The organism is Streptomyces spiroverticillatus (genome assembly GCA_014650415.1).
GTDB lineage: Bacteria > Actinomycetota > Actinomycetes > Streptomycetales > Streptomycetaceae > Streptomyces > Streptomyces spiroverticillatus.
In genome coordinates this window covers 1-24,910 of sequence record BMUX01000012.1, presented here as the reverse complement: position 1 = coordinate 24,910, position 24,910 = coordinate 1, and the positions used below count along the sequence as shown (strand labels likewise).

Below are 24,910 nucleotides of genomic sequence, written 5' to 3'. Positions count from 1 at the left end.
AGTTTCCGGCGTGTGGAGCTCTCCGGGAACCTCGAACTCTCCGTGTCGCCGGGCTATTGGCAGGACCGCCCGCCGCAGGAGGCGCTGACCACCGCGGCCCTGGCGGACCAACTCGGCTACGCGGGGCTGTGGTTGGGCGAGATGGCGACGTACGACGTCTTCTCGCTCGCCACGGCCGTCGCGTCGCGCACCACGCGCATCCCGCTCACGCTGGGCCCGCTCGCCGTGGGGGTGCGCGACCCGATGACGATCGCCCGGGGCGTGGCGTCGGTCGCGGACCTGACGGGACGACACGTCTCCGTGGCCATCGGGAGTTCGAGCCCCGTGGTGGTACGCGACTGGCACGGCCGCGACCACCGCCGCACCGGCACGGCCCTGCGCGAGTCGGCACAGGCGTTGCGCCCACTGCTCGACGGCGAGCGCACGACGACGGACGGCACGCTGGCCCGCACCCGCGGCTACCGCCTGCGCCTGCCCGCCCCCAAGTCCTCTCTCACCGTTGCTGCGTTCGGCCCGCAGGCGGTCCGCACGGCGGCGGCCCACGCCGACCGGATGGTCCTGAACCTGCTCACCCCGACATCGGCAGCCGATCTCGTACGTCAACTCCGCACGGCTGCTGCGGAGTTCGGCCGCACGCCGCCCAGCGTGGCGGCGTGGGTGACGGCGGCGGTGGACCCGTCGCCGGAGGCGGTGGAGCAGTTGCGGCGCGGTGTGGTCGGCTACTTGGCGGCACCCGGCTACGACGCGATGTTCGAGGCGGCGGGCTTCGGCGAGGTGGTGGCGTACGCGCGCACCCGGCCGCACCCGAAGGAGCTGCTGGCGGCGGTGCCGCCGGAGATCACTTCGGCGGTGGGCCTGGTCGGGGGCACGGAGGCGATCCGGGCCCGGCTGGCCGAGTACGCGGCGGCGGGGGTGGACGAGGTGGCGCTCGTACCGTCGAGCACGGAGGCCGACCCCTGCGGGGAGCGGACGCTGACCGTACTCAGCCCGCAGTAGCAGACCGTCCCCCCACACGATTCAACTCCTCACCCCACACGGGGAGTTTCACGGCACCTCTTTCCAACGGCGCAGAGGGAGACGGCACATGGGGGTCGGGGCACGGAAGCTGCATCCGCCGGAGCGGGTGGCGGAGTACACGGCGGCGGGCTGGTGGGAGGGCGGGACGACGGACGCGCTGCTGCGGGTGAGGGTGCGGGAAAACCCGGACCGCCTGGCCCTGGTCGACCCGCTGAACAAGGCCGACCTGATGGACTCCCCCGTGCAGCGCCTGAGTTGGGCCGAGGTGGACGGCGAGGCGGACCGCCTGGCGGCCCTGCTGCTGCGGCACGGCCTGGGCCAGGGCGACGTGCTGGGCGTGCAGTTGCCGAACACGGTGGAGCAGGTCTGCGTCTACCTGGCGTGCTGGCGCATCGGGGTGATCGTGTCGCCGCTGCCGGTTCAGTACCGGGAGCACGAGACGGTGCAGCTGGGCGCTCTGGCGGAGTTCGACGGGTTCCTGACGGCGGGGCGGATCGGGGAGCGCCGGGTGGCGGCGGAGGTGACGGGCATCAGCTCGCAACTCCCGTCCCTGCGGCTGGTTTTCGCGTACGGCGAGGACCTCCCCGAGGGCGTGGTCTCCCTCGCCGCCGAACTGGCGCTCCCGTACGACGCGGCGGAGGTGGCGGCGTACACGGAGAAGCACCCCGTCGACGCGAACGACTGCATGACGATCTGCTGGACGTCCGGCACGGAGAGCACCCCGAAGGGGGTGCCGCGCTGCCACAACGACTGGCTGGCCATCGCGCGCACCTGCGCGGAGGCACCGCGCATGACGGCGGACGACGTGCTGCTGAACCCCTTCCCGATGGTCAACATGGCAGGTTTCGCAGGGCTGTTCCTGCCCTGGCTGCGGGTCGGGTGCGTGCTCGTCCAGCACCACCCCTTCGACCTGCCCGTCTTCCTGAAGCAGATCGCGCGGGAGCGGGTGACCTACACGGTGGCACCGCCCGCACTGCTGACGATGCTGCTGGCCCGCGAGGACCTGATGGCCCTCACGGACCTGTCCTCCCTGACCCGGATCGGCTCGGGGTCCGCACCACTGTCGGTGGCGATGGTGCGGGGCTGGCAGGAGCGGCACGGCATCGGGGTGATCAACTTCTTCGGCTCCAACGAGGGCACGGGCATGCTCACCGACCCCTACGACGTCCCGGACCCGGAGCAGCGGGCCCGCTACTTCCCCCGGTACGGGCACGGCCCGGCCGAGCGGTGGTCGACGCTGGCCGCGTCGTGGACGCAGCTGCGGATCGTGGACCGGGAGACGGGCGAGGACATCGAGGAGCCGGGGGTGCCGGGGGAACTCCGCATCAAGAGCCCGCAGGTCTTCGCGGGGTATCTGAATGGGTCTCAGCTTCCTTGCCCCTTCGACGAGTTCGGCTATTTGCGCACCGGGGACGTCTTCGAGATCGCGGGCGAGGAGGGGGAGTTTCTGCGGTACGTGGACCGGGCGAAGGATCTGGTCATCCGGGGCGGGATGAACATCGCTCCGGCGGAGCTGGAGCAGTTGCTGGCGGGGCATCCGTCGGTGGCGGAGGTGGCGGTGGTCGGCTACCCGGACGAGGTGCTCGGGGAGAGGGTGTGTGCGGTGGTGGTTCCGGCGCAGGGGGCTTCCGTGGCCCTGCCGGAACTGGTCGCGTACTTGCAGGGGCTGCGCATCGCGACGTACAAGTTGCCGGAGCGGCTGGTGCTGCGGGATGCGCTGCCGCGGAATCCGGTGGGCAAGGTGCTGAAGCGGGACCTGCGGGAGGGGCTTGGGGGGTGAGGGCGCGGTGCGGGGTGGGGCATCGGCACCCGGTGCCGGGGCGGATTTCGCCCCAGCCCCACCCCTTCACCTAAACCCGCGGGGGCATCGTGGCTGAGGTCTTGCGCAGTTCCCCGCGCCCCTTTCAGGGGCGCGGGGAACTGCGCGAGCAACCAAACAACAAGCCGCGCGGCGAGCGCTTCAGGGAAAGGGGCGGGACCGGGGCGAAACCCGGGGGTCCGGGGGCAGAGCCCCCGGCCCGAACAGCAACCCCCCACCACCCCGCACAGAAACTAAAGCAACCCCGGCCGCACCCACTCCTCCCCCTTCACCCTCTCGTCGAAGAAGTTGAGCACCGTCTCGTACCAGACCACCGAATGATTCGGCTTCAGCACCCAGTGGTTCTCGTCCGGGAAGTACAGGAACCGCGCCGGCACCTCGAACCTCTGGAGGTCCTGGAACAGGGCCATCCCCTGCCCCACCGGCACCCGGTAGTCCAGCGCCCCGTGAATCACCAGCATCGGCGTCGTGATCCGCGAAGCCCCGAGCACCGGCGAATTCGCCACGTGCCGCTCCGGCTGCGTCTCCGAGTGGCCGAAGATCCTGCGGAAGAACCAGGACCCGTCGCTGTCGTTCTGGAAGGCCGCCGTGTCCCAGATCCCGGCGTGGGACATGATCCCCTTGAACCGGTCGGTGCTGGTCGCCACCCGGTTCGCCATGTACCCGCCGTACGACCCGCCCGCGAGCCCGGTGCGCGTCTCGTCGATGTCCTCGCGCGCCTCCGTCGCGTCGGTGAGCGCCATCAGGTCGCGGTAGGGCTGCCCGCCCCACTGGCCCCAGCCTCGCTCGTGCATCTTCTGCCCGTACCCGGTGGACAGTGCCGGGTCCGGATACAGCACCGCGTAGCCGCGCGCCACGAACGGCCACGGGTTCCAGCGCCACGTCCAGGCGTTCCACGAGGACTGCGGTCCGCCGTGCACGAACACCAGCAGCGGGGCCGGCGCGTCCGCCGACGCGCCCTCCGGCACCGCGAGCCACGCCCGCAGCGGGAAGCCGTCGTCGCCGACGGCCTCGACCTCGGTGAGCGTGCCCGGCAGTTCGGGCAGCGTGCCCGGAGCCTTCAGCGCGACCGGGGTCTGATCCTCCCCCGCCGCCGCGAGCCGCACCGGCACCGGCGCCTCGTCGATGTTCGTCCGCAGCGCGTACAGCGTCGTCCCGTCCGGGGACACCTGGAGCGAGCCGTACGCCCCGGAGGCCGTCAGCCGGGTGACCGTGCCATCGGCGTCGCGCCGGAAGACGGGGTGGTGGCCCAGCTCGTCGGCGGTGAACCACAGCGTGCCGTCGCCCTCGACCGGCGACACGGCGACGCCGCCGGGCCAGTTGTCGAAGCCGGGCAGAAGGTCGGTCTCCTCACCGGTCGCCAGGTCGACACGGACGAGCGTCATGTCGTACGGCGCCTCGTACGTTTCCTCCAGGAGCCGCTCCAGCACCACGGCCGTGCCGTCGCCCGTGAACACCGCACTGCCGTACCCGAAGCCGAGCGTGTCCACGACGCGCAGTTCCTCGCCGGTGGCGGCGTCCGCGATCACGACGGTGTCGCGGTTCTCACTCGGGACCCGGCCGCTCACGAAACGCCCGTACGCCACCCGCGTGCCGTCCGGCGACAGCGCGACGCCGCCCTCGTCCACGGCGCCCTGCCCGCCCGCGTCCACCGCAGTGGCGTCCTCGGCGAGGCCGCGCACGAAGGCGTGCAGCTCGCCGGGGCCCAGGTCGTGGTCCCAGAACCGGGTGGGCCCGCCCTCGTAGAGGATGGCGGTGACCTTGGCGTCCTCGCGGTCCTTGGTCAGCTTGGCGTGCGCCTCCGCGTCGGCCGCGCCGGGCAGCAGGCTGCCGGAGTACACGAGCGCGTCGGTACGGGCCGCGAGGGCGAAGCCGCTGATGCCGCCCGGGTGGCGGGCGACCCTGCGGGCCTCGCCGCGCTCGGGCAGCGCCCACAGCGTCGCGCCGTCCTTGCCCTCGCCCTTCTCGGCGGCGGCGTCGGTGTTCTCGCGGCCGGAGAGGAAGTGGAGGGTGCCGTCGGCGGCGAACTTCGGGGCCGACTCGCCCTTGACGGACCGGGTCAGGCGCAGCGGTTCGCGCACGCCGGCCGGGTCGATGTCCCAGAGCCCGGAGACGTACGCGGTGCCCTCCGCGTTCAGGGACTGCACGGCGGCGACGAGCCGGGTACCGTCCGGCGAGAGCGCGAGCGCGCCCACACGCGGGGTGGCGAAGAAGGCGGACAAGTCGTGAAATGCGGTTTTGCCGCTGGATGTTGCAGACATGCCCGTCATCCTTACCCGCACTTCCGTGCACGCACCAGGGAATTCGCTCTGGGCTCAGCAAACCCTCACGTCACACGTCACTCACCCTCATCCGATACGTTCCACGAGCACCGCCACGCCCAGTCCGGCCGCTCCGCTCACCGAAGCGACCCCGTACCGTCCGCCGGTGCGCTCGAGTTCCTCCACGCACTCGCCGACCATGATCGCGCCGGTGGCCCCGAAGGCGTGCCCGGTGGCGATGGTGCCGCCGCCGGGGTTGAGCCGGTCGGGACCGACGCCCAGGTCCCGCCGCAGCCGCAGGCACAGCGCGGCGAAGGCTTCCGCGAACTGGAAGACGTCGACGTCCGCCGGGGTCAGCCCGGCCTTGGCGAGCACCCGCTCGACGGCCGTCTGCCCTGCGGTGAGCATGATGACCGGGTCGGTGCTCGCGGTGGCGGAGGCGACGACACGGGCCCGGGGGCGACGTTCCGACGCCTCCGTGCCCAGTACCAGCAGTGCCGCCCCGTCGGCCAGTGCCGGTGAAGTGCCCACGGTGTGCAGGTGGTTGATGTTTCCCGCCTCCGGGTGCGCGGCCAGGGCGAGAGCGTCCTGCCCCTGCGTGCCGAGTTCCGCGAAGGCGGGTTCCAGGGCGGCGAGGGAGTCGGCCGTGGTCTGTGGGCGGACGAGTTCGTCGTGGTCCAGGCCCGCCACAGGGACGAGGCTGCGCGCCGAGCGCCCTTCGGCGCGCGCGGCCGCCGCCTTGGTCTGCGTCTCCAGCCCGTACGCGTCCAACTCCTCCCGCGCAAAACCCTCCAGGGTGGCGTTGAGGTCGGCGGCGATGCCCATGTGCACGGAGCCGATCGCCTTCACCGTGGCGGGGTCGCAGAACAGCGGCCCCCGGTCGCTGAACATCGGCACCCGCGAGGTCGACTCCACTCCCCCGGCCACCGCCAGCCGCCCGAGGTCCCCCGACTTCAGACGGGCGGCGGTCTGCGCCACGGCGTCGATGCCGGAGGCGCAGAAGCGGTTGATCGTGCCGCCGGGGACCCCGTGCCCCCAGCCCGCGAGGAGGGTGGCGGTGCGGGCGAGGTTGGCGCCCTGTTCGTCCACCTGGGAGGCGGTGCCGATCATCACGTCCTCCACCTCGCCCGCCGCCAAACCCCTTTCCACCAGGGCGCGTTGGAGCGCGACCACCAGCTCCACCGGGGAGGTGCCGTGCAGGGCTCCCCGCGCGGAGCCCTTGCCCCGGGGCGTACGGACGTAGTCGAGGACGTAGACGTCGGCCATGAGCGCGCTTCCCTTCACCGAGTAACTCTGTTAGTTGTAGCATCACGGATGCCGGCTTCACAGGCATCGCGGCAGACGTCGCGACGGACATCACGGCAGGCGCGAGCCGATCGCAGCGGAGGTGCTGGATGAGTACGTGGGTACTGGGCGGCCATCAGACCGATTTCGCACGGAACTTCAGCCGCGCGGGCCTGGACTTCTCCGATCTCGTACGCGAGACGGTCCACGGCACCCTGGAGTCGGCCGGGATCGGTCCCGAGGCGGTCGGCGTGATCCACGTCGGCAACGCCTTCGGCCAACTCTTCACCGGGCAGGGCCAGTTGGGCGGCATGCCCGCCACGGTCGAGGAGGGCCTGTGGGGCGTGCCCGCCTCCCGGCACGAGGCGGCCTGCGCGTCGGGGTCGATCGCGGTGCTCTCCGCGATGGCGGACCTCGAATCGGGGCGCTACGACTGTGCGTTGGTGCTCGGCTCGGAGCTGGAGAAGACGGTTCCCGGCGACGAGGCGGCCCACCATCTGGGCGCGGCGGCGTGGGCCGGGCACGAGGGGCAGGAAGCCCGCTTCATGTGGCCGTACATGTTCGCCGAACTGGCCGACGAGTACGACCGCCGCTACGGTCTCGACGACGCCCACCTGCGGTCGATCGCCGAGCTGAACTTCCGCAACGCCCGCGCCAACCCCCTCGCCCAGACCCGTACTTGGAAGTTCACCGGGGCCAGCTTCACCGCCGACGACGAGGCGAACCCGCGCGTCGAGGGCCGGGTGCGCCGCCAGGAGTGCAGCCAGATGACGGACGGCGCGGCCGGTGTCGTCCTGGTCTCGGACCGCTGGCTCGCACAGAACCGCACCGCCCGCCCCCTGGCCCGTATCGCCGGCTGGGGCCACCGCACCGTCGGCCTCCCGCTGGCCCGCAAGACCGAGCGCAGCAAGGACGATCCGTACGTCCTCCCGCACGTCCGGCAGGCGATGCTCGACGCGTTCGACCGGGCCGGAATCGCGGGCATCGACGCCACGGACGGCCTGGAGACGCACGACTGCTTCGCCATGTCGGAGTACATGGCCCTCGACCACGTCGGCATCACCGCCCCCGGCGAGAGCTGGAAGGCCGTGGAGAGCGGCGACCTCGAAATCGGCGGCCGGATGCCCGTGAACCCCTCCGGCGGCCTGATCGGCGGCGGCCACCCGGTCGGCGCGACGGGCGTACGCATGCTGTGGGACGCGAGCCGCCAAGTGGCGTGCACCGCAGGGGAGTTCCAGGTGGAGGGCGCCCGCCGCTTCGCCACGCTGAACATCGGCGGCAGTACGACCACCACGGTCGGCTTCGTCGTGGAGACCGCAGAAGGAGAGGACGTCCATGGACGTTGAGATCGTGGGCCGCGCCCTGTCGACCCTCCCCGCCGACGACGACCACCCGTACCGCACGGGCCCGTGGCGTCCGCAGACCACCGAGTGGAAGGCCGACGACCTGGAGGTCGTCGGCGAGATACCCGCCGACCTCGACGGCGTCTATCTGCGCAACACCGAGAACCCCGTCCACCCGGCGACGAAGCTCTACCACCCCTTCGACGGCGACGGCATGGTCCACGTCGTCGGCTTCCGCGACGGAAAAGCCTTCTACCGCAACCGCTTCGTGCGCACCGACGGCTTCCTCGCCGAGCAGGAGGCGGGCGAATCCCTGTGGGCGGGCATCGCCGAACGCCCCTCCGTCGCCAAGCGCGCGGACGGCTGGGGCGCGCGCACCCGCATGAAGGACGCCTCCAGCACCGACATCGTCGTCCACGCAGGTCAGGCCCTGTCCAGCTTCTGGCAGTGCGGCGACCTCTACCGCCTCGACCCGCTGACCCTCGAGACCCTCGGGAAATCCGCCTGGGCCCCCGACTGGGGCGTCTCCGCGCACACCAAGGCCGACGAGCGCACCGGCGAACTCCTCTTCTTCTCGTACGCCACCGAGGCCCCCTACCTCCGCTACGGCGTCGTCGGCCCCGACAACCGGCTCAAGCACCTCACCGACGTCCCCCTCCCCGGCCCGCGCCTCCCCCACGACATGGCGTTCACCGAGAACTACGCGATCCTCAACGACTTCCCGCTCTTCTGGGACCAGCGCCTCATCGACCAGGGCAAATACGCCTCCCGCTTCCACCCCGACCTGCCCTCGCGCTTCGCCGTCCTGCCGCGCCTGGGCTCCGAGATCCGCTGGTTCGAGGCCGACCCCACCTACGTACTGCATTTCACCAACGCCTACGAGGAGGGCGACGAGATCGTCCTCGACGGCTTCCGGCAGGGCTGCCCCGAGCCGCCCGACCCGCGCGGCGAAGGCGTGTACCAGCGGATGTTCCGCTTCCTGGCGCTGGAGCGCATGCAGGTCACGCTGTGGCGGTGGCGGCTCAACCTCACCACCGGCCGGGTCAAGGAGGAGCAACTCAGCGAGCGCTACACCGAGTTCGGGGTGATCAACCCGGACACGGCGGCCCGCCCCTACCGCTACACCTACGCGGCGACGCAGAAGCCGGGCTGGTTCCTGATGGACGGCATCGTCAAGCACGACCTCCTCACCGGGGCGCAGGAGCGCTATGCGTACGGCGACGAGGTGTTCGGCAGCGAGGCGACCGTCGTCCCGCGCGCCGGCGGCACCTCGGAGGACGACGCCTACCTTGTTACCCTGACCACCGACATGAACGCCGACCGCTCCGAATGCCTGGTCCTCGACGCGGCGCGCCTGTCCGACGGACCTCTCGCCCGCATCCGGCTCCCCGAGCGGATCTCCAGCGGTACGCACGCGACCTGGGCCCCCGGTTCGGCGCTCCGGGGCTGGCACGAAGGGCCCCCGACTGTCTAGGAGTTCGCGAGTGACCGCCGCGGTGCAGCTACCCGTCCGGCTGCCCGCCGGCGGTCCCAACGCCGTCGCCACCGCCTTCGGTCTGCTCGGCGACGAGTGGTCGCTGCTGATCCTGCGGTACGCCCTCCAGGGGGTGCGGCGCTACGCCGACTGGCGCTCCCGGCTGCCGATCTCCGACGCGGTGCTGACCTCCCGGCTGACCCGACTCGCCGAGCAGGGGCTGCTGGAGCGGGTCGCGTACCAGGAACGCCCGGTGCGGTACGCGTACCGGCTCACGGAGCGCGGTCGTACGGTTTGGCCGGTTCTGGTCGCCGTATGGGGGTGGGAGTACCGGTGGGTGGACACCCACCGCGAGGAGTTGCCGTGGATGCGGCACGCGGAGTGCGGGCGGCACATGGAACCGGTGCTCGCGTGCGGGGGCTGCGGGGACTGTGTCGAGCCCCGTGACGTACGCAGCGAGCTGGGCCCGAGCGGCGAGGACGGCCGGTCGATCCCGTCGGCGGCCACCCGCAGGCGCAGCGCGGCGGGCACCGAGGGCGGGGCCGGGCTGTTCCCGGAGACGATGGCGCTGCTGGGCAACCGGTGGTCGGTGGCCATGCTGGGGGCGGCGTTCCTGGGGGCGCACCGCTTCGGCGAGTTCCAGCAGCGGCTCGGCGCGCCGCCGTCGATGGTCGCCGACCGGCTGCGGACGTTCGCCGCGCTGGGGGTGCTGGAGGCGGAGTCGGGAACGTACCGGCTCACCCCCAAGGGGCGCGGCTTCTTCCCGGTGGTGATGACGCTGATCGACTGGGGTCAGCGGTGGTACGAGTCGCCGGAGGGCCCGGCGCTGGTGTCGCTGCACCGGGGCTGCGGCCGGGAGTTGGCGCCGAGGCTGGTGTGCGGGGAGTGCGGCGGGGGGCTGTCGGAGCGCGGGGTCGAGGTGGTGGGGGACACGACCGCGCCCTGACGCCGACGCGACGGGCCGCACCCCGGGGTGGGGGTGCGGCCCGTCCTGCGCGTACGGTCCGCTCGCGCGGGTGCGGTCTAGTCGACGCCGGGCAGGATGTGCGGCTCCGCGAGGTCGTCCTCGTACCCGGCGAGCCGGATCGGTGCCGACCTGGCCCACACTTCCAGGTTGCCGAGCTTCTTGGGCTTGCCCGCCCTGCCGCCCGCTCCGGCCTTGGGGGTGTAGGTCGTCGACCGTTCGGACCTTCGCTGGTCCTGCTGGGTCATTTCTGGTGTCACCGCGCACTCCTTTGTGTCGCGTAACCCGTCGGACGTGTCCGCGGTCCTCGTTCCGGGACCGCCGAACTCGCCCCACGGGGCATGAAGGAAAGGGCTCTTCCGTCGCGGTGGCGCCGGTGTTGCTCGTGCGGGAGCCGCCGTGGTGGTGGGCGTTTCCCGTGTACGGGCCGAGGGTGTCGCTCTGTCCGTGACGAACAGAGTACCCATATGAGCGCCCGTGCGCTCGATGGATTCCGTCGACTTTCGGCCCGTGCCGCCGTGGGATTCCTTCACTGTCCGCTCCCTTGACAGTCATCGGAGGTCTCTTTAGCTTTCTCGCGAACCTCCTGCTTCCTCCCCGCACATCCACCTCTCGGGCCACCCCTTTCCTCGGATGAATACGGTGGGTCCGGATGCGGCTGCGTGTCCTGTCCCCACTTTTCGAGGAGTCGTACGTGAACAGAAGCCCCGTCAGAGCGCTGCTGGTAGCCGCCGTCGCTGCGGGTCTCGTCGTCGTGCCGCCCGCCGCCGCGGGCGCCGCACCGCCCCTGAAGCTGGCCGCCGAGGTGTACGTCTCCCCCACCGGGAACGACTCCGCGCCCGGCACCGCGCAGGCCCCGGTGCGCACCCTCGCCCGCGCGCAGGCCCTGGCCCGGCAGGCCACCAGGACGGCCCCCGGCCGCCCGGTGAACGTCATCGTGCGCGGCGGTACGTACCGGCTCGACCGCACGCTCACCTTCGGCGCCGAGGACTCGGGCACCGCGTCGGGCCCCGTCGCCTACCGGGCGGCCCCCGGCGAGAAGGTGGTCCTCAAGGGCGGCCGCCAGGTGACCGCACCCTGGCGGGTCCACTCCGGGGCCATCCAGGTCGCCGACGTCGGCACCGGCCTGGACTTCGACGAGCTGTTCCTGAACGGCAAGCGGCAGCCCCTCGCCCGCTACCCCGACTTCGACCCGGCGGCCAAGATCCTCGGCGGGTACGCCGCCGACGCGATCTCCCCGCAGCGCGTGGCCCGCTGGAAGAACCCCACGACGGCTCTCGTGCGCGGCCTGCACCAGGGCGAGTGGGGCGGCAACTCCTTCAAGGTCACCGGGCTGAACGCCGACGGCACCCCCAAGCTCGCCTGGGTGGGCGACAACAACCGCGGCTCCGGGCTGCACGGCACGTACCGCATGGTGGAGAACGTCTTCGAAGAGCTGACCGCTCCCGGCGAGTGGTTCTACGACAAGGCCGCGGGCAAGCTGTACGTCCAGCCCCCGGCCGGCGTCGACCTCGCGAAGGCCACGGTGGAGACGGCGGAGCTCCGCGAGCTCGTGCGCGTCGAGGGCGCGAGCGCCGCCGCCCCCGTCCGCAACCTCTCCTTCACCGGCTTCACCTTCACCCAGACCCACCGGACGCTGTTCTCCGCACCGTACGAGAAGCTCCAGCTCGGCGACTGGGCCATTGCCCGCACCGGCGCCGTGCACCTGAAGAACACCGCGGGCGTGGCGGTCCGCGACTCCCTCTTCGACCAGGTCGGCGGCAACGGCGTCTTCCTCGACGGGTACGCCTCCAGGTCGGAGGTGACCGGCAGCGAGTTCAGCCACTCAGGCGCCTCGGACATCGCCGTCATCGGCAGCCCCGACGCCGTGCGCGAGCCGTCCACCTGGGACAACATGCGCAGGACCATCACCGACACCACCCCGGGCCCGAAGTCGGAGAACTACCCGCGCGACATCCGCATCGCCGACAACTACCTGCACGACAACGGCCAGTTCGAGAAGCAGACCTCGGGCGTGCAGATCTCGATGAGCCGCCGGGTGACCGTCTCCGGCAACACCGTGCACGACGGTCCGCGCGCCTGCATCGACATCAACGACGGCACCTGGGGAGGCCATCTCATCGAGGACAACAGCCTCTTCAACTGCGTGAAGGAGACCTCCGACCACGGCCCGATCAACGCCTGGGGCCGGGACCGCTTCTGGCCGCTGAGCGCCGACGACGCGACGAAGAAGGCGTACGCGAAACTCGACGCCATGGAGACGACCGTCATCCGGCACAACCGGATCTGGCACGACTCGCACTGGGCGATCGACCTCGACGACGGCTCCTCCAACTACCTCGTGGAGAACAACCTCCTGCTCAACGGCGGCGTCAAGCTGCGCGAGGGCTTCCACCGGACCGTCCGCAACAACGTCTTCGTCAACAGCGGGGCCCACTTCCACGTCTGGTACGCGGACAGCGGCGACACGGTGGAGAAGAACCTCTTCGTCACCGACGACCCGTACGACCTGATCCAGGTCGACACCGCGAAGAGCAAGCCGTTCGTCAACGACAACCTCTTCTGGAACAAGGGGAGTTCGGTCGCCGACGTCAACGACGCATGGCGGGCGAAGGGCCTGGACACGCGGTCGCTGGTCGCCGATCCGAAGTTCGTGGGCTCCAGCCCGTACACGGACCTGAAGAAGCTCGACTTCACCGTGCAGGCGGACTCGCCGGCACTGGGCCTGGGCTTCAAGAACTTCCCGATGACGGGCTTCGGCAAGGCGGGCACGCCCGCGCCGCCGCCGCTGGCCTGGCGCACGGCACCCGCACCGGACACCCAGGACGCCTTCCAGGAACAGCTGTTGGGGGCGGGGGCGACCCGGATCTACTCCGACGAGATCAAGTCCTCGGTCGGGCTGACCGACTACAACGGGCTGTACCTCGCCGAGGTGCCGGACAGCTCGCAGGCGTACCAGCAGGGTCTGCGCGCCAGCGACGTCGTCCGCGAGGCGAACGGCACCCAGGTCACCGACCGGGCCAGTTTCTGGAGCGTGTACGCGAAGACCGCGCCCGGCGCTCAGGTGAAGCTGAAGGTGTGGCGCAACCAGGCCGCCGTCGACCTCACCGTCCAACGCCCCACCAGCGGCGAGCAGTTCAACAACACCTCGGGTGTCGTCTACACCGGCGGCGGCTGGGACTGGAAGAACCCGTCGCGGGGCGGCTCGGGCGGCTGGCTGAACGACGTGCACGCCACGCAGACCCACGGGGAGTCCTTCGAGTTCGCCTTCAACGGCACCGCGATCGACATGATCACGCAGACCAACACCGACGAGGGCGAGGTCGACCTCTATCTCGACGGGGTCTTCGTGACGACGATCGACAACCGCAGTGCGACGCGCGAGCACCAGAAGACGGTGTTCTCGAAGGCCGGTCTCGCACCGGGCGTCCACACGCTGAAGGGCGTCATGAAGTCGGGCGGGTACCTGCTCGTGGACGCGTTCAAGGTCAAGTGAGGTGCGGGGGCCGCCCGTTGGCGGCCCCCTCCCCTTCGGGCTACCAGCCCGCGGACGCGTAGTCCTTCAGGAAGACCCCGTACAGGTCCTCGCCCGCCTCGCCCCGCACGACCGGGTCGTACACGCGGGCCGCGCCGTCGACCAGGTCGAGCGGGGCGTGGAAGCCCTCCTCGGCCAGGCGCAGCTTGTCGAAGTGGGGGCGCTCGTCGGTGATCCAGCCGGTGTCGACGGAGGTCATCAGGATGCCGTCGGTCTGGAACATCTCCTGGGCGCTGGTGCGCGTCACCATGTTCATCGCGGCCTTGGCGGCGTTGGTGTTGGGGTGTCCGGCGCCCTTGTAGCCGCGGCCGAAGACGCCCTCCATGGCGGAGACGTTCACGATGTGCGCGCGCCCGCTGCTCGCCTTCTTCGCCGCCTCGGCCATCGACGACCGCAGCTGGCTGATCAGGATGAACGGCGAGGTGTAGTTGCACAGCTGGGTTTCGAGGAGCTCTACCGGCGAGATCTGCTCGATGGTCTGCACCCAGGTGTTGGTGTCGACGACGTCGGGCACCAGGCCGCCGGCGTCGATGGCGCTGCCGTCGCGGTGGCGCTCGATGCTCGCGTTGCCCGCGACCAGGGCCAGGTCGGCGACCTGCTGGGCGTCCAGCCCGCTGACACCGAGCGGCAGCGCGGCCAGGCCGTCGACGGCTCCGGAGTTGAAGGCGCCGATCACCTGGTGGGCGGGCAGCTCGCCCGGCGGCAGCGGCGCGTTCTCGCCGTCGACCAGGGCGGCGTACGCGGAGGGCAGGCGGCGCACGGTCTGCGTGGCGTTGTTGATCAGGATGTCGAGCGGTCCGGCCTCGGCGACCCGTCCGGCCAGCTCGACGGCCTGCGCGGGGTCGCGCAGGTCGATGCCGACGACCTCCAGCCGGTGCATCCAGTCCGCGGAGTCCTCCATCGCCTTGAAGCGGCGGATGGCGTCCTTGGGGAAGCGGGTGGTGATGGTGGTGTGCGCGCCGTCGCGCAGCAGCCGCAGCGCGATGTACATGCCGATCTTGGCGCGGCCGCCGGTGAGCAGGGCGCGCTTGCCGGTGAGATCGGCGCGGGCGTCGCGCTTGGACCGGTTCAGGGCGGCGCAGGGCTGGCAGAGCTGGTGGTAGAAGTAGTCGACCTCGACGTACCGGGTCTTGCAGACGTAGCAGGAGCGCGGCCGCTGGAGTATCCCCGCGATCCGGCCCTCCTCGGTGGCCGACTTCGGCAGCAGGCCCTCGGTCTCGTCGTCGATGCGCTCGGCGGAGCCGGTCGCGGTCGCCTCGGTGACGGCCTTGTCGTTGGCGGTCTTCGCGGCCCGGCGCTCCTGGCGGCGGCGCTGCTTCACCGTGCGGTAGATACCGGCGGTGGCGCGGCGGATCGTGATGGCGTCCGGGTGGTCGACATCGAGCTGGTCCAGCTCCGCGAGGACGCCGAGCACCAGCGCCATCCGCTCCGGGTCGATGCCGGGGCCGTACTCCCCGGGCTCCACAGGGCTGTCCTCTGCGGGGCTGTCCTCTGTCACCGTCATCGCCGCTGTCGTCTCTCGTTCTGCTCGCACGTGCGTATAAGTCCTCAAAAGAGGAATCGTACGGAGGCAGGGGCGAGAGCGACAAACCGCGAGGGATGCGATCACACAGCGTTACAGGACCTGCTGGCCCTTGCCCAGGGCGATCACCCCGTTCTGCGACACCGTGTACAGCTCGGCGTCACGCTCCGGATTGACGCCGATGGTCGCTCCGGGCGGCACGTCGACGTTCTTGTCCAGGATGGCGTTCCTGACGACCGCACCGCGTCCGATGCGTACGTTGTCGTGCAGGACGGAGCCCTGGACGACGGCCCCGGGCTCGACGACCACGCCCGGTGACAGCACCGAACCGGTGACCTGTCCGCTGATCACGCAGCCGGGGCCGACGATGGACTCACTCGCGATGCCCGCCGAGCAGAAGCGGGCGGGCGGGAGCTGCCCGAAGTGGGTGTAGATCGGCCAGCGCTTGTTGTAGAGGTTGAACTCGGGCTGTTCGGCGACGAGGTCCATGTGGGCGTCGTAGTACGTGTCGAGGGTGCCGACGTCGCGCCAGTAGCCGTGGTCGCGGGCGGTCTCGCCGGGGACGTGGTTGTCGGTGAAGTCGTAGACCTGGGCGGTGCCGCGTTCGGTGAGCTGGGGCAGGATGCTGCCGCCCATGTCGTGCACGGAGTCCTCGTCCTCGGCGTCCCGCAGCAGGGCGTCGACGAGGACCTTCGTGGTGAAGATGTAGTTGCCCATGGAGGCGAAGACGTGCCGGGGGTCGCCGGGCAGTCCCGGCGGGTCGGTGGGCTTCTCCAGGAAGCGTTCGATGCGGGTGCCGTCGGAGGCCGGGGTGATGATCCCGAACGACGAGGCGTCCTTGCGGGGCACCCGTATCCCGGCGACGGTCACCCCGGCGCCGCTCTCGACGTGCTGCTTGAGCATCTGCCTCGGGTCCATACGGTAGACGTGGTCGGCGCCGAAGACCGCGATGAAGTCGGGCTGCTCGTCGTGGACCAGGTTGAGCGACTGGAGGATGGCGTCGGCGCTCCCCAAGTACCAGCGCGGGCCCAGGCGTTGCTGGGCGGGTACGGGCGTGACGTAGTTGCCGAGCAGGCTGGACATCCGCCAGGTGGTGGTGACGTGCCGGTCCAGCGAGTGCGACTTGTACTGCGTGAGGACGCAGTTGCGCATGATGTCGCCGTTGACGAGGTTCGACAGGACGAAGTCGACGAGGCGGTACGTCCCCCCGAAGACCACCGCCGGTTTGGCCCGGTCGGCCGTGAGCGGCATCAGCCGCTTGCCCTCCCCGCCTGCCAGTACGATCCCGAGCACCGAAGGTCCACCGCGCATCGCCGCCCCCAAGGGTCAACCAGCAAGGGTCATTTGACCAACTCCGCGTACACCTCGGCGGTCCGCCGGGCCACGGCGTCCCACCCGAACTCACTCACTGCGCGTACCCGCCCTGCCGCGCCCATGCGCGCGGCGGCCTCCGGCTCGTCGAGCACCCGGTTCAAGGTCTCGGTCAGCGCGTTCTCGAACTCCTCGGGATGCCGGGCCGCACGCTTCTTCTCGTACGGTACGAGCAGACCCGTGCGCCCGTCGTCGACCACCTCCGGGATGCCGCCGACCGCGGAGGCCACGACGGCCGTCCCGCAGGCCATGGCCTCCAGGTTGACGATGCCGAGCGGCTCGTACACGGACGGGCAGACGAACACGGCGGCGTGGGTGAGGAGTTGGACGACGTCGGGGCGCGGCAGCATCTCGGGGATCCAGAAGACCCCGTCGCGCACCCGCTCCAGCTCCTCGACCAGCTCGCGGAACTCGGCGCCGATCTCCGGCGTGTCCGGCGCCCCGGCGCACAGGACGAGCTGGGCGTCGGGGTCGAGGGCGCGGGCGGCGCGCAACAGGTGCGGGACGCCCTTCTGGCGGGTGATCCGGCCGACGAACAGGACGTAGGGACGCTCGGGGTCGATGCCGATGCGCTCCAACACGTCGCGTTCCTGGGCGGGTTTGTAGACGTCGGTGTCGATGCCGTTGTGCACGACGCGGACCTTGGCCGGGTCGAGGTCGGGGTAGCAGGCGAGGATGTCGTCGCGCATGCCGCGCGAGACGGCGACGACCGCGTCGGCCGCCTCCACGGCGGTCCACTCGGCCCAGCTGGAGAGGGCGTAGCCACCGCCCAGCTGTTCGGCCTTCCAGGGGCGCAGCGGCTCCAGGGAGTGACAGGTCATCACATGCGGTATGCCGTAGAGGAGTTTCGCGAAGTGCCCGGCGAGGTTGGCGTACCAGGTGTGCGAGTGCACGAGGTCGCGGCCTTCGAGGGCGGCGGCCATGGAGAGGTCGACGGAGAAGGTGCGCAGTGCGTCGTTCGCACCCCGCAGCTCGGCGGCGGGACGGTGACGGGTCGTTCGCCCGTCCCCCTCCCCGTCGCCCCAGCAGTGCACCCGGAGGTCGACCAGGGCCCGTAACTCCCGGGCCAGGAACTCCACATGGACGCCGGCGCCTCCGTAGACGTCCGGCGGATACTCGCGCGTGAGCAGCCCCACCTTCACCCCATGATGGTCACTCAGATCCCGGCTGCGGGGAAGACCGCTGCGGGGCGCGATCGAAAACGCAGTCGCCGCAGAGCCCGCCCTTGGGGCAGCGGTAGTAGAGGCAGCAGCTGTTGCGGCGGAAGGCGCCGGCCTTGAGGGAGCCGGTGGCGTTCAGCTCGGGTTGGGCGAACAGCTCGTGCGCGATCACGGCGGCCCTCTTGCCGACCTCGGGGCGATTCATCTCCCTGGCCCAGAGCCGGAGTTGGGTGACGGATGCCGCGAGGGCGGAGCCCGCGTTGCCCCATAGGAGCTGCGGGGAGATGGCGCCGTCGCGCCGGAAGGCCTCGGACAGGGGCAGCAGGTGGCCGTGCTGGACGGTCTCGCGGAGGGTCTCGGCGGTGGCGGGCAGCATGCGCACCTCCGTGAGGACCAGGTCGTCGGGCGAGCTGCCGTCGGCGTCCCAGTGCAGCAGGTCGGGCGAGAGGTCGGGCACCTCGTCGTAGAGCGCGGCCGAGCCGAGGGCGACCGACCAGAGCCGGGCGACGATCCCCAGGTGGGCTATCGAGGAGGCGACCCGGCGTTCGGGGGCCTCCAACCGGGCGGCCGTCTTGTCGATGCGGAACGCCAGGGGCGCCGGATCTCCCGCGTACACCTGGGCGAGCGGCACATGGCCGGCACCGCCGGTCTCTCCCGTGCGCAGCGCGAAGAATCCGTTCACCGAGCCCAGCTCGACAAAGTCCACCATGTCCGCCTTTCACCCACAAGAACCAATTTTTCAGTAAATACGGCGTGGCCGTTACCCCCTCACCGTATCCATGACGGGGTGACCACGAAAAGCAATTGCCGCAACCGCAACAGAAGAGCCCTCCTGGGCCTGGCCGCCGCCCTCGCCGGCGGCCTGGCCACCCCTCTGACGTCCGGTCAGGTCCGCGCCGCCGCGGCCACCCCGCCCCAACTCCCCCTGCCCACGCACACGTTCCGCTCCGACACCCTCCCCGCCACCGCCGACGAGGCCATGACCCGGCTGAAGGAGGGCAACAGCCGCTTCGTGACCCGCCGGGTCCGCCACCCCCACCAGGGCCGCGACCGGCTGCGCGCGGTGTCCATGGCGCAGCACCCGTTCGCGATGGTGCTCGGCTGCATCGACTCCCGGGTGCCGCCGGAGCAGGTGTTCGACCAGGGCCTGGGTGACCTGCTGTGCATCCGCACGGCGGGCCAGGCGCTGGACGGCGCGGTCCTCGGCTCGATCCAGTACGGCATCGAGGAGCTGGGCGTGCGCCTGGTCGTGGTGCTCGGCCACGAGCGCTGCGGCGCGGTCTCGGCGGCCGTCGAACACGCCCGTTCCGGGACCTCCGCGCAGGGCCATCTCGCCCGTGTCGTCGAGCAGATCGCCCCGGCCGCCCTGGAGACCCGGGGGCCCGCGTCGTCGGCGGACTGGGTGGAGCAGGCGGTACGGGCCAATGTGACGCGAGTGCGGCACGCCCTGTCGGCGGACCCGGCGTTCGGCGGGGCGACGGTGGCGGGGGCGCGCTTCGACCTGGACACCGGGCGGGTCAGCTTCCACCCCTTCTGAGCCCTGCTGGGCTCTGCTGGGCTCTGCTGGGCTCCGCTGCGCGGCCGCCCCACGCGCTCCGCACGCTGCCGTACCACCTGCCCCTGACACGTACTGCGTCGGCAGTACGCCCCAATGACTGCTCCAGGACGACGACGTGAAGGCTCGCGCCAGTCATCGTGGAGGGCATGAATGCCTTCGCGCTGTCCGTGCTGCTCGCACTGGTCTCCGCGATCGCGTACGCGGTCGGGGCGATCGTCCAGGAGCGGGTGGCCGTCACCGACCGCGGCCATCCGTACGCCCCCGTGCGGCGGCCCGGCTGGTGGGCGGCGCTGGCGCTGAACGGTCTGGGTGCCCTGCTGCACGTGGGCGCGCTGGTCTACGGCCCGTTGAGCGTGGTCCAGCCGCTGGGGGCGCTGACCATTGTGTTCGCGCTGCCGATAGCGGCGGTGTTCCTGCACCGCAGGGCGGGGCGCACCGCGCGGGTGGGCGCGGTGCTGGCCACGGTCGGCCTGGCCGGTCTGCTCTCGCTGACCGGCCGGGCCGACTCCCGTTCCATGACGGGCCATACGGAGCTGGTGGTGGCGGGGGCGGCGCTCGGCGCGGTGGCGGCGCTGTTCGCGCTGGCCCGGTGGGTGCGCAGGCCGGTGTTCCGCTCGATGGCGCTGGCCGGGGCCGCCGGGGTGGCGTTCGGCATCGCGTCCGTGTTCATCAAGTCGCTTGCCGTGGGCTGGAGTTCACTGGGCCTTGCGGGCCAGTGGGAGGCGGTGCCCGGGGTGGTGCTGTTCGCCGCGGCCGGGGTGCTGCTGTCGCAGGCCTCGTACCGTGACGCAGGGCTGACGGCCCCGCTGGCGACGGTGACCGTGGTGAATCCTGCGGTGGCGTCGGCCGTCGGGCTGAGCGTCTTCGGGGAGACGTTCCGGTACGGGACCGGGGGCGCCCTCCTGGCCGTCGCCGCGGCCGTGCTCTCGGCGGCGGGCCTGCTGCTGCTCACCACGGACCGGGCCCGGGACGGCGGCGAAGGGGAGGAGCTCCCCGTGGAACTCCTCCCCGCGGTGCCCGTGCAGCAGGCGAAGGATCCGGTGCGCGAGCCCCGCAGGAACGTCACACCCTGACGCTCCGGAGCCGCATCGCCGTCACACCCGGACGCCGCCCGCCCTCAGATAGGCGACCGGGTCGACGTCCGACCCGAACTCGGGCCCGGTGCGCACCTCGAAGTGCAGGTGGGGTCCGGTGCTGTTGCCGGTCGACCCGGACCGCCCGATGCGCTGCCCGGAGTCGACCTTCTGCCCCTCGCGGACGGTGAGCGCGGACAGGTGCGCGTACTGGGTGTACTTGCCGTCCGCGTGCTTGAGCACCACCTGGTAGCCGTACGACCCCGCGTACCCGGCGGAGACCACGCTTCCCGCTCCGACGGCCTTGACGGTGGTGCCCGTCGGCACCGGGAAGTCGACTCCGGTGTGGTAGCCCTTCGACCAGGACCCGCCCGCCGCCCGGTAGGGGGTGCCCGCCCCGGCGTCCACGGGCGCGGTCAGCCCGCCCTTGCGGGTGGCGGTGGAGCGGGAGGAGGCCTGCTCGGCGCGGGTCGGCGTCTTCTTGTCGTTCTTGTCGGCGCGGGCCTTCTCCTGCTTGGCCTTCTCCGCCTTCTCGGCCGCCTGCTTCTTCGCCTCGGCCTGCCGATTGGCCTCTGCCTGGCGCTCCGCCTGGGCCTGACGCCTGGCCTCGGCCTCCTTGCGCGCCTCGTCCGCGCCGGCCGTCTTCTCGGGGACGGGCCGCGCCGTGTCGCGCGGCTGCGTCGGGGCCGGTGCGGGCTTGGTCGGCGCGCTGATGCGTACGAGGAGGCGCTGGCCGGGGCGGATCATGTCGGGGTCGCCGCCGATTACCTGACGGTTCGCCTCGTAGAGCTTCTGCCAGCCGCCGGTGATCTTCTCCGTCTCGGCGATTGCGGACAGCGTGTCGCCCCGGGCCACCGTGTAAGCACCGGCCGCGGAACCGCCGGGGGCGGGGCGCGTCGGCTCGGGGTCGGTCTTCGGCGGAGGTGTCTGGCGGGCCGGGGGCTTGGGCGGATCGGTCTTCTTCTGTCCCTGGCCCCGGTCGGGCGTGGTGTCCTTGGCCTTGTCCTTCTCCGGAGTATTGCCCTTCTGCGGAGTCCTGGACTTCTCCGGGCTCTTGTCCTTCTCCGGGTTGGACACGCTGATGTCCGGCGCGGGGCCGCCGCGCACCAGCCCCGCCTTGACGGAGCACACGGGCCAGGCGGTCGGCCCCTGGCCCTTCAGCACCCGTTCGGCGACGGCGATCTGCTCGCCCTTGGTGGCCAGGTCCGCGCGCGGCGCGTAGGCCTGGCCCCCGTAGGCGTTCCAGGTGGCCTGGCGGAACTGGAGTCCGCCGTAGTAGCCGTTCCCGGTGTTGATCTTCCAGTTGTTGGTCGACTCGCACGCGGCGACCTTGTCCCACACGTCCACCGGAGCGGCTCCCGCGTTGCCGGCGGCCACGAGCGGCAGAGCCATGCCCACGCCCCCCGCCGCGGCAAGGGAGGCGCTGTTGATCCGGCTGGGCTGATACCGCCGATGACGTCCGGTAGGGGCCATGTCCCTCGTCCTCCGCTCACGGTGCCGACACATCGCAGTCGCAAAAGTAAGGGCACCGTAGGGACCATGACAAGACCAGCAACTCGCGCACCTCTGTGGCCAGTTGAAACGGAATCAGATCTTCCCGGCCACTTCCCCGCCGCCCTCCGGGGTGTCCACGACCGGTTCCGCTTCGGCCCGCGCCCGCCACACCCGGCGCCCTGCGGCGGCGCTGACCAGCGCGGCCGCGACCAGCGCGGCCGCGACCAGCGCCGCGCTCACCCACACCGGCGCCCGGAACCCGAGCCCCGCCCCGAGCGCGAGCCCCCCGGCCCACGGCCCGACCGCCGCCCCGACGTTGAACGCGGCGGTGGCGAAGGCTCCGGCCAGGTGCGGGGCGCGCCCGGCCGCGTACAGCACCTGCGAGATGAGCGTGGAGCCGACGGCGAACGACAGCGCCCCCTGTACGAAGACGAGCACCAGCACCGCCACCGGCCGCCCGGCGGCGAACGCGAGCAGCACCCACCCGCCGGCCAGCACCAGTCCCCCGCCGACCAGCAACGGCACGGGCCGCACATCGGCGATGCGCCCGCCGACCGCGACCCCGACGAACGATCCCGCGCCGAAGAGCGCGAGCACCACGGGCACCCGGCCCTCGCCGAGCCCGCTGACGTGGGTGACCAGGGGTGCGAGGTAGGTGAAGGTGCAGAAGGTCGCCCCGTTGACGAGCGCCCCCAGCAGCAGCGTCAGCCGCAGCCGCGCGTCCCGCAGCGCCCCGGCCTCCCGCCGCACTCCGACCCGTACGACCTCCTTGTCGCGGTCCTCGTCGCGGTCCTTGTCACGGTCCGCCGGGACGGCATGCAGAATCCCGATGACAGCCGGTACGCAGAGCAGCGCGACGGCCCAGAACGCCGCCCGCCAGCCCAGGAGTTGACCCGTCCACGCCCCGGCGGGCACGCCGATCACACAGGCCAGGGTGACCCCGCCGAGCAGTACGGACGTGGCCCGCCCCTTGGCGTCCGGCGCGACCATCCCGGCGGCGGCCGTGAGCGCGACGGCGAGGAAGCCCGCGTTCGCGAGCGCCCCGACGACCCGCAGCACCAGAAGCAGCCCGAAGCTGGTGGTCAGCGCGCCGGCGACATGGACGGCGAGGAAGACCCCGAGGAACAGCAACAGCGCGGGCCTCTTGTCCCAGCGCATCGACAGGACGGCGGTCAGCGGCGCCCCGACGACCATCCCCACGGCGAAAGCCGAGGTCAGCGCCCCGGCGGCGGACAGGGACACGCCCAGGTCCTGGGCGATGTCCGGGCCGAGCCCGGACAGCATGAATTCGGAAGTGCCCTGGGCGAAGACGGCGAGCCCGAGCAAGTAGAGAGCGAACGGCACAGCAGAACCCCACAACGACGTCGTTTTTCGACACAGCCTTGGTCGACGCCGGTGATCCGGTGGCGGGGCGCAGGGGTCACTGAGGAGTCCGCTCGCGCGAAGACGGCGTTGCGGACGGGACGGCACTGCTGCGCGAAGAGGCCACCGGACGACCGGTGGCTAGAGTCTTGACGCCTCGGGACTGGACACGCGCCACAGGTTACGGAGGCGGGGTGTGCGGGTCCACCCCATTTACCGGGAGGAAGCGGAGGGGGCCGGACGGGCTCGTCCCCCGTCCGGCCCCCTCCCTGGGTGCCCGCTCAGCTCATCGGTCCCGGCGACGGCTCGGGGGCCGGGTCGGGGTCGGGGCCCGGCGGTACGGGATCGGGCAGCGGCCCCGGCGGGACCGGGTCCGGTGCCGGGCCGGGCGGTACGGGCGACGGCCCCGGCACGGGACCGGGCAGCGGCCCGGGGTCCGGTCCGAGCGGCCCCGGCGAAGGCGTCGGCGTGGGCGGCACGGGATCGGGGTTCGGCTGGGTCATGCCTGATCGACCTCCAGAGTTTCGGAGTCTTCGTCGAAGTGCGGATCAACCCCACTCTCTCCCGATGCGGCTGCCCACGCCCGCCGGGTCCACACGTCAGCCGACGGGTACCGCCTGCGGATTGCGCACCTGACCGGGCACTCCGGGCACGGGCTCGGCAAGGTCGGCGCCGGTGGCCACGACCCGGTTGCCGGCGTCGACGTGCACGATGCGGGGCGCGAAGGTCCGGGCCTCGCTGTCGTCCACCTGGGCGTAACTGATGAGGATCACGAGATCCCCGGGGTGTACGAGGTGGGCGGCGGCCCCGTTGATCCCGATGACCCCCGACCCTCGCTCGCCCTCGATGACGTACGTCTCCAGGCGGGCCCCGTTGGTGATGTCGACGATGTGCACGAGCTCCCCGGGCAGCAGATCGGCCGCCTCCATGAGGTCGGCGTCAACGGTGACGGAACCGACGTAGTGCAGGTCGGCCTGCGTCACGGTGGCTCGGTGGATCTTGGACTTGAACATGGTGCGTTGCACTGACGAACTCCTGAATCTGGGCTACCTGCCTGCGGCAATGCAGGTCAAGTGCTGATTTCACGGATGACTCGCCCACCCTATGCAACGCCCGCACTGCCTCACCAGAGGGTGGGATCGGTTGCGAGCCGCTCCTTGGCCGCGGCCACGAGTCGATCCGGTGCGGCGGGTGCTTCGCCGGGGTGGCGCTCGGCCCAGGAGGCCGCGTACGAGCACAACGGCACGACGGCCTTGTGCTCACGTCCCGCACGCGCGTACAGCTCACGTACGAGACGGCCTGCGACGCCCTGCCCCGCATACGCCTTCTCGACGACGGTGTGGACGGCGACCAGTGCTTCCGCCGTCTCCTCGGGGTCCTGCGGGTCCTGCGGGCCATGGACTGAGTCCGGCGGAGCGAGGACGAAGTAGTCGAGGTGACCGATCGTCCTGCCGTCGCCCCACGCTTCGATCCGGCCTCGCGGGCGGTCGTCCGTCAGTTCCAGTTCGCGGTCCATGGCCGCAATTCTCCCGCTGCCCGGACGGTGATGAGGTAGAGCCCGCCGACGCAGCCAGTCGCCGTGCCCATCGCCGGCCGCACAGGGGTGCGCGTCGCCCCTTAAACGCAGAAATGCCCCGTACCGGTAACCCGGTACGGGGCATTTCCACAATGAT

20 protein-coding genes are annotated in these 24,910 nt (G+C 71.5%); 8 read left to right on the top strand and 12 right to left on the bottom strand.

The features are described from left to right. Positions 1-12 precede the first annotated feature (12 nt). Positions 13-996, top strand: a complete 984-nt coding sequence (locus IE269_RS28060) for an LLM class F420-dependent oxidoreductase (RefSeq protein ID WP_229898311.1) — start codon at positions 13-15, stop codon at positions 994-996. Between the two features lie 88 nt (positions 997-1,084). After that, the gene (locus IE269_RS28055; protein WP_189825974.1) at positions 1,085-2,797 is read left to right on the top strand and encodes a class I adenylate-forming enzyme family protein; all 1,713 of its coding nucleotides are present in this window, start codon (positions 1,085-1,087) and stop codon (positions 2,795-2,797) included. 272 nt (positions 2,798-3,069) lie between these two features. Here the strand turns inward: IE269_RS28055 and IE269_RS28050 are convergent, their stop codons facing one another. Both IE269_RS28050 and IE269_RS28045 read right to left on the bottom strand, forming a co-directional pair. Next, positions 3,070-5,097: an alpha/beta hydrolase family protein gene (locus IE269_RS28050; RefSeq protein WP_189825973.1), complete on the bottom strand. Its 2,028-nt coding sequence runs from the start codon at positions 5,095-5,097 to the stop codon at positions 3,070-3,072. Between the two features lie 87 nt (positions 5,098-5,184). Continuing rightward, positions 5,185-6,363 carry an acetyl-CoA C-acyltransferase gene (locus tag IE269_RS28045; RefSeq protein ID WP_189825972.1) on the bottom strand — a complete coding sequence of 393 codons (1,179 nt, stop codon included), beginning with the start codon at positions 6,361-6,363 and terminating at the stop codon, positions 5,185-5,187. A gap of 128 nt (positions 6,364-6,491) precedes the next feature. On the opposite strand from IE269_RS28045, the gene IE269_RS28040 reads away from it, so the two are divergent. From IE269_RS28040 to IE269_RS28030, 3 genes are read left to right on the top strand one after another with little or no spacing between them, the layout of a single operon-like run. After that, positions 6,492-7,727: an acetyl-CoA acetyltransferase gene (locus IE269_RS28040; protein ID WP_189825971.1), complete on the top strand. Its 1,236-nt coding sequence runs from the start codon at positions 6,492-6,494 to the stop codon at positions 7,725-7,727. Further along, positions 7,717-9,198: a carotenoid oxygenase family protein gene (locus tag IE269_RS28035; protein WP_189825970.1), complete on the top strand. Its 1,482-nt coding sequence runs from the start codon at positions 7,717-7,719 to the stop codon at positions 9,196-9,198. Before IE269_RS28040 ends, IE269_RS28035 begins: the two co-directional genes overlap by 11 nt. A gap of 10 nt (positions 9,199-9,208) precedes the next feature. Further along, a complete protein-coding gene (locus IE269_RS28030) occupies positions 9,209-10,144 on the top strand; it encodes a winged helix-turn-helix transcriptional regulator (protein ID WP_229898310.1) in 936 nt (311 codons plus the stop codon). A gap of 77 nt (positions 10,145-10,221) precedes the next feature. Here IE269_RS28030 and IE269_RS28025 read toward each other — a convergent pair whose 3' ends face one another. Next, positions 10,222-10,410 (bottom strand): hypothetical protein, encoded by a 189-nt coding sequence (locus IE269_RS28025; protein ID WP_189826158.1) that lies wholly within the window; start codon positions 10,408-10,410, stop codon positions 10,222-10,224. Positions 10,411-10,856: 446 nt separating this feature from the next. On the opposite strand from IE269_RS28025, the gene IE269_RS28020 reads away from it, so the two are divergent. Continuing rightward, a complete protein-coding gene (locus IE269_RS28020) occupies positions 10,857-13,658 on the top strand; it encodes a right-handed parallel beta-helix repeat-containing protein (protein WP_229898309.1) in 2,802 nt (933 codons plus the stop codon). 40 nt (positions 13,659-13,698) lie between these two features. Here IE269_RS28020 and IE269_RS28015 read toward each other — a convergent pair whose 3' ends face one another. From IE269_RS28015 to IE269_RS28000, 4 genes are all read right to left on the bottom strand, one after another. Next, positions 13,699-15,201, bottom strand: a complete 1,503-nt coding sequence (locus IE269_RS28015; RefSeq protein WP_189825968.1) for an SDR family NAD(P)-dependent oxidoreductase — start codon at positions 15,199-15,201, stop codon at positions 13,699-13,701. Between the two features lie 111 nt (positions 15,202-15,312). Next, a complete protein-coding gene (gene glgC / locus IE269_RS28010) occupies positions 15,313-16,530 on the bottom strand; it encodes a glucose-1-phosphate adenylyltransferase (protein WP_189825967.1) in 1,218 nt (405 codons plus the stop codon). Positions 16,531-16,559: 29 nt separating this feature from the next. Then, positions 16,560-17,732 (bottom strand): glycogen synthase, encoded by a 1,173-nt coding sequence (gene glgA, locus IE269_RS28005; protein WP_189825966.1) that lies wholly within the window; start codon positions 17,730-17,732, stop codon positions 16,560-16,562. A 10-nt stretch (positions 17,733-17,742) separates the two neighbouring features. Continuing rightward, positions 17,743-18,456, bottom strand: coding sequence for a (2Fe-2S)-binding protein (locus IE269_RS28000; RefSeq protein WP_438817645.1), 714 nt, complete (start codon positions 18,454-18,456; stop codon positions 17,743-17,745). Positions 18,457-18,537: 81 nt separating this feature from the next. Between IE269_RS28000 and IE269_RS27995 the strand changes: the two genes are divergently transcribed. Both IE269_RS27995 and IE269_RS27990 read left to right on the top strand, forming a co-directional pair. Then, positions 18,538-19,287, top strand: a complete 750-nt coding sequence (locus IE269_RS27995) for a carbonic anhydrase (RefSeq protein ID WP_229898308.1) — start codon at positions 18,538-18,540, stop codon at positions 19,285-19,287. A 167-nt stretch (positions 19,288-19,454) separates the two neighbouring features. After that, positions 19,455-20,381 carry a DMT family transporter gene (locus tag IE269_RS27990; RefSeq protein WP_189825963.1) on the top strand — a complete coding sequence of 309 codons (927 nt, stop codon included), beginning with the start codon at positions 19,455-19,457 and terminating at the stop codon, positions 20,379-20,381. 21 nt (positions 20,382-20,402) lie between these two features. On the opposite strand, the gene IE269_RS27985 is transcribed toward IE269_RS27990, so the two are convergent. The 5 genes from IE269_RS27985 to IE269_RS27965 form a co-directional block, all read right to left on the bottom strand. Beyond that, positions 20,403-21,854, bottom strand: a complete 1,452-nt coding sequence (locus IE269_RS27985) for a transglycosylase family protein (RefSeq protein ID WP_189825962.1) — start codon at positions 21,852-21,854, stop codon at positions 20,403-20,405. A gap of 114 nt (positions 21,855-21,968) precedes the next feature. Next, on the bottom strand, positions 21,969-23,219 hold the full coding sequence (locus tag IE269_RS27980; RefSeq protein WP_189825961.1) for a Cmx/CmrA family chloramphenicol efflux MFS transporter: 1,251 nt from the start codon (positions 23,217-23,219) through the stop codon (positions 21,969-21,971). A 299-nt stretch (positions 23,220-23,518) separates the two neighbouring features. Then, complete coding sequence (locus tag IE269_RS27975; protein WP_189825960.1) at positions 23,519-23,740, bottom strand: hypothetical protein; 222 nt, start codon at positions 23,738-23,740, stop codon at positions 23,519-23,521. Positions 23,741-23,836: 96 nt separating this feature from the next. Next, positions 23,837-24,262, bottom strand: a complete 426-nt coding sequence (gene panD / locus IE269_RS27970; protein WP_189825959.1) for an aspartate 1-decarboxylase — start codon at positions 24,260-24,262, stop codon at positions 23,837-23,839. 98 nt (positions 24,263-24,360) lie between these two features. Further along, on the bottom strand, positions 24,361-24,753 hold the full coding sequence (locus IE269_RS27965; RefSeq protein WP_189825958.1) for a GNAT family N-acetyltransferase: 393 nt from the start codon (positions 24,751-24,753) through the stop codon (positions 24,361-24,363). Between the last annotated feature and the right edge of the window lie 157 nt (positions 24,754-24,910).

What these genes read in the sequence shown, in the direction of transcription:
- IE269_RS28050 (WP_189825973.1), bottom strand. Translation starts at nt 5,097, where the DNA reads ATGTCTGCAACATCCAGCGGCAAAACCGCATTTCACGACTTGTCCGCC.
- IE269_RS27985 (WP_189825962.1), bottom strand. Translation starts at nt 21,854, where the DNA reads ATGGCCCCTACCGGACGTCATCGGCGGTATCAGCCCAGCCGGATCAAC.
- IE269_RS27975 (WP_189825960.1), bottom strand. Translation starts at nt 23,740, where the DNA reads ATGACCCAGCCGAACCCCGATCCCGTGCCGCCCACGCCGACGCCTTCG.
- IE269_RS28015 (WP_189825968.1), bottom strand. Translation starts at nt 15,201, where the DNA reads ATGACGGTGACAGAGGACAGCCCCGCAGAGGACAGCCCTGTGGAGCCC.
- IE269_RS28055 (WP_189825974.1), top strand. Translation starts at nt 1,085, where the DNA reads ATGGGGGTCGGGGCACGGAAGCTGCATCCGCCGGAGCGGGTGGCGGAG.
- IE269_RS27990 (WP_189825963.1), top strand. Translation starts at nt 19,455, where the DNA reads ATGAATGCCTTCGCGCTGTCCGTGCTGCTCGCACTGGTCTCCGCGATC.
- IE269_RS28040 (WP_189825971.1), top strand. Translation starts at nt 6,492, where the DNA reads ATGAGTACGTGGGTACTGGGCGGCCATCAGACCGATTTCGCACGGAAC.
- glgC (WP_189825967.1), bottom strand. Translation starts at nt 16,530, where the DNA reads ATGCGCGGTGGACCTTCGGTGCTCGGGATCGTACTGGCAGGCGGGGAG.
- IE269_RS28025 (WP_189826158.1), bottom strand. Translation starts at nt 10,410, where the DNA reads ATGACCCAGCAGGACCAGCGAAGGTCCGAACGGTCGACGACCTACACC.
- IE269_RS27965 (WP_189825958.1), bottom strand. Translation starts at nt 24,753, where the DNA reads ATGGACCGCGAACTGGAACTGACGGACGACCGCCCGCGAGGCCGGATC.
- IE269_RS28035 (WP_189825970.1), top strand. Translation starts at nt 7,717, where the DNA reads ATGGACGTTGAGATCGTGGGCCGCGCCCTGTCGACCCTCCCCGCCGAC.
- IE269_RS28045 (WP_189825972.1), bottom strand. Translation starts at nt 6,363, where the DNA reads ATGGCCGACGTCTACGTCCTCGACTACGTCCGTACGCCCCGGGGCAAG.